This window comes from Niallia oryzisoli (assembly GCF_043641075.1).
GTDB classification, from domain to species: Bacteria; Bacillota; Bacilli; order Bacillales; family Cytobacillaceae; genus Bacillus_BD; species Bacillus_BD oryzisoli_A.
Window position 1 is genome coordinate 50119 of record NZ_JBHZRC010000006.1, and the last position, 6000, is coordinate 56118.

The following is a 6000-nucleotide window of genomic DNA, read 5'->3' on the forward strand; positions in this document are numbered from 1 at the left end:
TGTCCGAAGTCGATCCTTCTTTGGACAGAATTTGGATTTTTCGGCGGTCCCTTGTCCCAAGACGTCCCTTCTTTGGACAGAGTTGGGGGTTTTCGGCAGTCCCTTGTCCCAAAACGTCCCTTCTTTGGACAGAGTTGGGGGTTTTCGGCAGTCCCTTGTCCCAAGACGTCCCTTCTTTGGACAGAGTTGGGGGTTTTCGGCAGTCCCTTGTCCCAAGACGTCCCTTCTTTGGACAGAGTTGGGGGTTTTCGGCAGTCCCTTGTCCCAAGACGTCCCTTCTTTGGACAGAGTTGCCATTTTTCGGCGGTCTCTTGTCCCAAGACGTCCCTTCTTTGGACAGAGTTGCCATTTTCCGGCGGTCGCTTGTCCCAAGACTACCCTTCTTTGGACAGAGTTGGGGGTTTTCGGCGGTCCCTTGTCCCAAGACGACCCTTCTTTGGACAGAGTTGCCATTTTTCGGCGGTCCCTTGTCCCAAGACTACCCTTCTTTGGACAGAGTTGCCATTTTTCGGCGGTCCCTTGTCCCAAGACGATCCTTCTTTGGACAGAGTTGGGATTTTTCAGCGGTACCTTGTCAAAAGGCAGCTCTTCTTTGGACAGAGTTGAGATTTTTCGACGACCCCGTTTCAGAAGGCTCCCCTTTTTTGGACGGAATTGCCATTTTTCAGCAAATCTTTATCAATAGACAGACCTACTTCTAACAGATTCACGTTTTCCTCCTTCACCGCCTCCTTGCTTCTCACTATTATTCAATTACTTTAATAATTCTTGCCGGGTTCCCTCCAACGACTACATTATCGGGTACATCCTTCGTCACTACGGCACCTGATGCAATCACAACATTGTCTCCTACCGTTACGCCTGGGTTAATGATGGCACTTCCTCCAATCCATACATTGTTTCCAATCGTAATCGGCTTTGCAAACTCTATCCCGGAATTACGTTCTGTTGGGTTGAGTGGATGTGCTGCCGTATAGATTTGGACTCCCGGTGCAAGCAAACAATTATCTCCAATCCGCACTTCAGAAACATCTAAAATCGTACAATCGAAGTTTGCATAGAAATTTTCTCCTACGTATGTGTTATAGCCGTAATCAAACCGGATAGTTGGCTCCATATAGATATTTTCTCCAGTTGAACCAAGTAGCTCCCTTAATAATTCAGTCCGTTTTTCACCCTCCGTTTCTAACGTTTGATTATAGATCCTAACCTTTCGTCTTGCCTCAATTCGATCCTTTACTAATTCTGGATCAGCTGGATTATACAGTTCCCCCGCAATCATTTTTTCTTTTTCTGTTTTCATTTCATGACCTACTTTCATCTATATTTCAAAAAGGCTACTTCTACTATACTTGTATATACAAGTTAGTTCAAACTCAAATACATTCCCTCCTCCTTTATTCTCTCCTAATTAGAAATGACCACACTATGTTCTTCTTCCCCTTCATACAGCTTATTTGGTACTAGCCGCACTGTTCGAACCATATTCTTTATAAAAGAGAACTATAAAAAGGAAGTGCAAAGTTCATTGATAAAAGTTAAGGTTCGTTTACGACCGCTTGTAAGGAACATCAATTTACCTACTGTTATAAAAACCGCTTTCCTTCCAGGTGACTCAGTGGAAAGATTGTTTATTGCCACTCAGACAGGAGAGATTTTTTACATTGGAAACGGAGGCTTAAGGACTTTTCTCGATATCCGTACACGAATCCTCAAACTAGGCGCTTCTGGCGGCGGGTATGATGAACGGGGATTGCTGGGGCTGGCGTTTCATCCTCAGTTTTATCAAAACGGTCTGTTTTATCTTCATTATTCAGTAGCTGGAACACAAGGTCTTGGCGCACTTTCTGAACCCTTTGAGCCCAACCCCTGTGATCCTGCTACACTAAACCTCAAGTGGAGCAATCGAGAGACACAATATGATCATGTGGATACGGTTGAGGAATGGATACTAACGAATAATGGTCAGCCTCAAAAACGACGGACCTTGCTTAACCTAAGAAGACCCTTTTTCAATCATAATGGTGTGAATAGCTTGAACTTTTCACCGGAAACAGGGAAGCTCGTACTAACAACCGGGGATGGTGGATCTGGCTACGATCCATTTAATTTAAGTCAGGACAATATGGAAATTTCCGGAAAAATTATTGAGATAGATGTGAATAGGAATACATTTATCCAGGATCCACCTGTAGTAACAAGGTTTCATGAGCTTCCCGCACCAATCCAAGAAACACTAACGGTAATAGCTAAAGGAGTTCGCAATATACCAGGTATTTCCTTTCAGCGATTTTATCATCAAACGATTAAATATGTAGGAAATGTCGGACAGGACTTTGCCGAATCAATTTTTTCATTCGTTCAGTATAAACCAATCCCTGTGACCCAGCTTGTTCAAGCCTATGTAAGGGAAACTGAACCTAACCAAGAAGGCTTTATTAACCTTGGCTGGCGAGGATGGGAAGGGGCTTTCCCGACGCCGGTTATACGGGATTGCACGGAAAATGCGCAGCTGGTTGAGAAAACAGTTGCTTATTACAATGAAGCAGTACATACTTCCGTGAAGCGTCTTCCGCCTCTAACCACCTATTATCATCGTGATTCCCGTCCCGATAAGTTTGGCGGAACGGCCCTTACAGGAGTGCAGGCCTATATGGGGAATGGAATCCCCCAATTAACAGGCAGTGTGTTGTTTACCGATTTTGCTAAGAAGGAAGAATCTCAATCTCCGGTTAGAGGTGCATTGGCCTATAGTCGGGTAAGAACGGATGGCAAGTTAAATGACTACAGCTTAATTGAAATCGATTATGACTTTGGGACACAATCCGCTTATTATGCTAGTTTGGGAACGGACCTGAATCAAACCAGACTCTATTTAGGGATTTACGGCTCTTCGAGTGTGAATGATTTACACCAAGGAAGTGTGTTTGAAATTATTCGATGATCAATTACTAATCTAAAAGAAGGAAACTCCAGTTACTGGGGTTTTCTTCTTCTAGTTTGCTAAGAAATCTTTTTTCCAAGAATCAACAGATCTCTCTTGATTCCATCTAATTCAGCAACTTCTGGCAGGTGTGCCCACTGCTCAAACCCAAAGCTTGAAAACAGCCGAATACTAGGCTCATTGTGTCCAAAGATGAATCCAAGTAAGGTGTCAATTCCATATGTAGGACATTCTTCGATCACTTTGCTTATGATCTCTTTGCCAAGTCCTTTCCCTCTAAAATCACCATGGAGATAAATACTAATTTCGGCAGTTGCATGATATGCCGGTCTGCCATAAAACGATTGAAGACTCACCCAACCACAAATTTCTCCTTCATACTCTACAACCCATAATGGTCTTTTGGAAGGGTTATGATCATGAAACCAATCTAATCGATCAGTAACTGTTACAGGCTCAGTATCAGCCGTTACCATTCTGCTTGGTATTGTTGAATTATATATCTCCACAATAATAGGTAAATCTTCTATACTCGCAATTCTAAATGTAATTTTTTCTGACATAAAAAAGCTCCTTACTACTAATTTCAATTAAATTAATAATTATATGTTACATTACCTTACATATTTTTTGCAATAAAAATTTTCTTACCGAACTAAATATGTATATCCGAACATAACAACATAAACTAATGAACAATGAGGGCATTCGATTCCTTCCTTGAAGCCTACTTCACTCCTTTCATCGAAAAGAGGAATAAGGCTAAACATAGTGTTTAACCCTCAATTATCGCCATTTACTTTAAACAAAGCCAATTTTTTAAAAAAGAATAAACCCAGCTCAGCCCATAACCAGCTATAAAGGAATGAAAATATTGCTATCCCTCCTGCAGTTAGAAATGAAACGGAATCGGTTCCGATTGGTCCCAGAACTGGAAAATGAAAAATGTATAAGAGACACATAATTCCTAGCGTTAAAAGAATAGCACCTATTAAAATAATGCTTAATCGCTTCTTGAAAAAAGAAAAAGCTGCCCCTATCCCAATCCCTAACAACCCGGTTGTAAAGGGAAAAACAATTAGTTCACTTGGAAATAGAATGAATAGCAGCAGGATGGTAAGAAAATACGACATCACACCATTTCGAAGGGATTGCATAGCCCCAATGAGAATGGGTAAGGTGGCAAAAGGGCTGATAAAATAACCAATCCCTGGTAAAAGGTCTCCTGCTGATTGAAATATCGCAGCCATGCAGGCGAGCAAGGACCCTATAACAAGCCTCCTCGCTTTTGTTTGTTTACGGAACTCTAATTGAGCCAATCGAATATCATCCGCAATTGATTTGAAAAGATACATCGGTTCACCTCCAAGCGTTTTGGACTCAATACAACAATATATTAACCAATGATTGAAGGAGGAACTAACTTAGTAGAATTTTCGTGATTCCCGTTGACAGAACTTTCACTGCTTTTATCTTCTTAAAGTATTATAATTACGATAGAGGTACTCTTATTCCACACATGCTTTCATGTTCCGATAAGAACGGTAAAGGTGGTGTAAACATGAATAAAATAATACTAGTAACCATCATCACACTTTTGCTCCTATTGTCAGGTTGTAGTAAAGATGGCTCCACCAATCTTTCACAACAAAATAAACAGGAACCCTCCGTACCATCAATTAACACAGCTCCAAACTCATCAGCGAAGACAACACCCCCAACATCAACGACAGCAAGGGAAACCTTTGATTATAGTCAATATATTAAAAAAACCTGGATGAAGAAGGAGAGTTTACTAGAAAAAGTTTATTTTTCTATTTTAAAAATCGAGAACGGGAAAATCTCGGGGAAATTCAGCGTAGAAAGCTATGATCAAAAGGATCAGAAACTACCTTATTTTGGTTCAGATTTTGAAGGAACCATTAACAAAGATATTGCTGAATGTCAGTACTATGACTCTCAACCACCTGAAGGAACCTTTGAGTTTGCACCAGAGAATCTTAAAGATATAAAGTATTTTCAACCAATTGAAAGTCAATCTTTTCATGTGAATTTAAATTCTTGGGGAAACGTTACATTTGTTTCAGGAACACTTGAAACGGGCAACCATGTACCGACCGTATTTTACCTAACAAATGAAAACGGAGATATCCTTTATGATTTTATCAATGTAGAAAACTTTCCGTATAGTGTAGATGTCAAGGCCGTTTCCCTTCAAGATGTGAATAAGGACGGGCTAAAGGATATCATCATTATTGTAGCCGATAACTATAATGGTTCTGGCGAGCATATTGCTAATGTCTACTTTCAAAAGACTGATGGGTCATTCACTAATGACTATAAGCTAAACGAAGATATCAATCATTCCGGCAATAATCAAGATGTAACAATGATAACAAACTACCTTTCTCAAAAATTCCAATGATACATGGGGACGGTTTTTATCCATTTTGGGTACCTATCACTCTTAGATTCGATGCTTGCTTCCCTTTTGCCTTTTGCATTCAGCTGCACGGGCATCAGATTGCAGCCTTGATTCCCTTTTGCCTTTTGCATTCAGCTGCATGGGCATCAGATTGCGGCCTTGATTCCCTTTCACCGTTTGCATTCAGCTGCACGAGCATCAGATTAGGGTCTTGCTTCCCTTTTGCCTTTTGCCTTTTGCATTCAGCTGCACGGGCATCAGATTGCGACCTTGCTTCCCTTTTGCCTTTTGCATTCAGCTGCACGGGCATCAGATTGCGACCTTGCTTCCCTTTTGCCTTTTGCATTCAGCTGCACGGGCATCAGATTGCGACCTTGCTTCCCTTTTGCCTTTTGCATTCAGCTGCACGGGCATCAGATTGCGACCTTGCTTCCCTTTTGCCTTTTGCATTCAGCTGCACGGGCATCAGATTGCGGCCTTGATTCCCTTTCACCGTTTGCATTCAGCAGCACGAGCATCAGATTAGGATCTTGCTTCCCTTTTGCCTTTTGCATTCAGCTGCACGGGCATCAGATTGCGACCTTGCTTCCCTTTTGCCTTTTGCATTCAGCTGCACGGGCATCAGATTGCG

At 41.6% G+C, this 6000-nt stretch carries 7 protein-coding genes; 2 read left to right on the plus strand and 5 right to left on the minus strand.

The window, feature by feature from the left end:
- Positions 1-745 precede the first annotated feature (745 nt).
- Positions 746-1303: a sugar O-acetyltransferase gene (locus tag ACHUFV_RS17075; RefSeq protein ID WP_394236568.1), complete on the minus strand. Its 558-nt coding sequence runs from the start codon at positions 1301-1303 to the stop codon at positions 746-748.
- Positions 1304-1528: 225 nt separating this feature from the next.
- Between ACHUFV_RS17075 and ACHUFV_RS17080 the strand changes: the two genes are divergently transcribed.
- Positions 1529-2944, plus strand: a complete 1416-nt coding sequence (locus tag ACHUFV_RS17080; RefSeq protein ID WP_394236232.1) for a PQQ-dependent sugar dehydrogenase — start codon at positions 1529-1531, stop codon at positions 2942-2944.
- A 59-nt stretch (positions 2945-3003) separates the two neighbouring features.
- On the opposite strand, the gene ACHUFV_RS17085 is transcribed toward ACHUFV_RS17080, so the two are convergent.
- Together ACHUFV_RS17085 and ACHUFV_RS17090 are read right to left on the minus strand one after the other, a co-directional pair.
- Entirely contained in the window at positions 3004-3507 is a 504-nt protein-coding gene (locus ACHUFV_RS17085; RefSeq protein ID WP_394236234.1) for a GNAT family N-acetyltransferase, read from the minus strand.
- Positions 3508-3726: 219 nt separating this feature from the next.
- On the minus strand, positions 3727-4299 hold the full coding sequence (locus ACHUFV_RS17090) for a hypothetical protein (protein WP_394236236.1): 573 nt from the start codon (positions 4297-4299) through the stop codon (positions 3727-3729).
- 206 nt (positions 4300-4505) lie between these two features.
- On the opposite strand from ACHUFV_RS17090, the gene ACHUFV_RS17095 reads away from it, so the two are divergent.
- Positions 4506-5369, plus strand: a complete 864-nt coding sequence (locus tag ACHUFV_RS17095) for a hypothetical protein (RefSeq protein ID WP_394236237.1) — start codon at positions 4506-4508, stop codon at positions 5367-5369.
- A 94-nt stretch (positions 5370-5463) separates the two neighbouring features.
- On the opposite strand, the gene ACHUFV_RS17100 is transcribed toward ACHUFV_RS17095, so the two are convergent.
- Together ACHUFV_RS17100 and ACHUFV_RS17105 are read right to left on the minus strand one after the other, a co-directional pair.
- Positions 5464-5715 (minus strand): hypothetical protein, encoded by a 252-nt coding sequence (locus ACHUFV_RS17100; protein WP_394236239.1) that lies wholly within the window; start codon positions 5713-5715, stop codon positions 5464-5466.
- 15 nt (positions 5716-5730) lie between these two features.
- Complete coding sequence (locus tag ACHUFV_RS17105; RefSeq protein ID WP_394236241.1) at positions 5731-5871, minus strand: hypothetical protein; 141 nt, start codon at positions 5869-5871, stop codon at positions 5731-5733.
- Between the last annotated feature and the right edge of the window lie 129 nt (positions 5872-6000).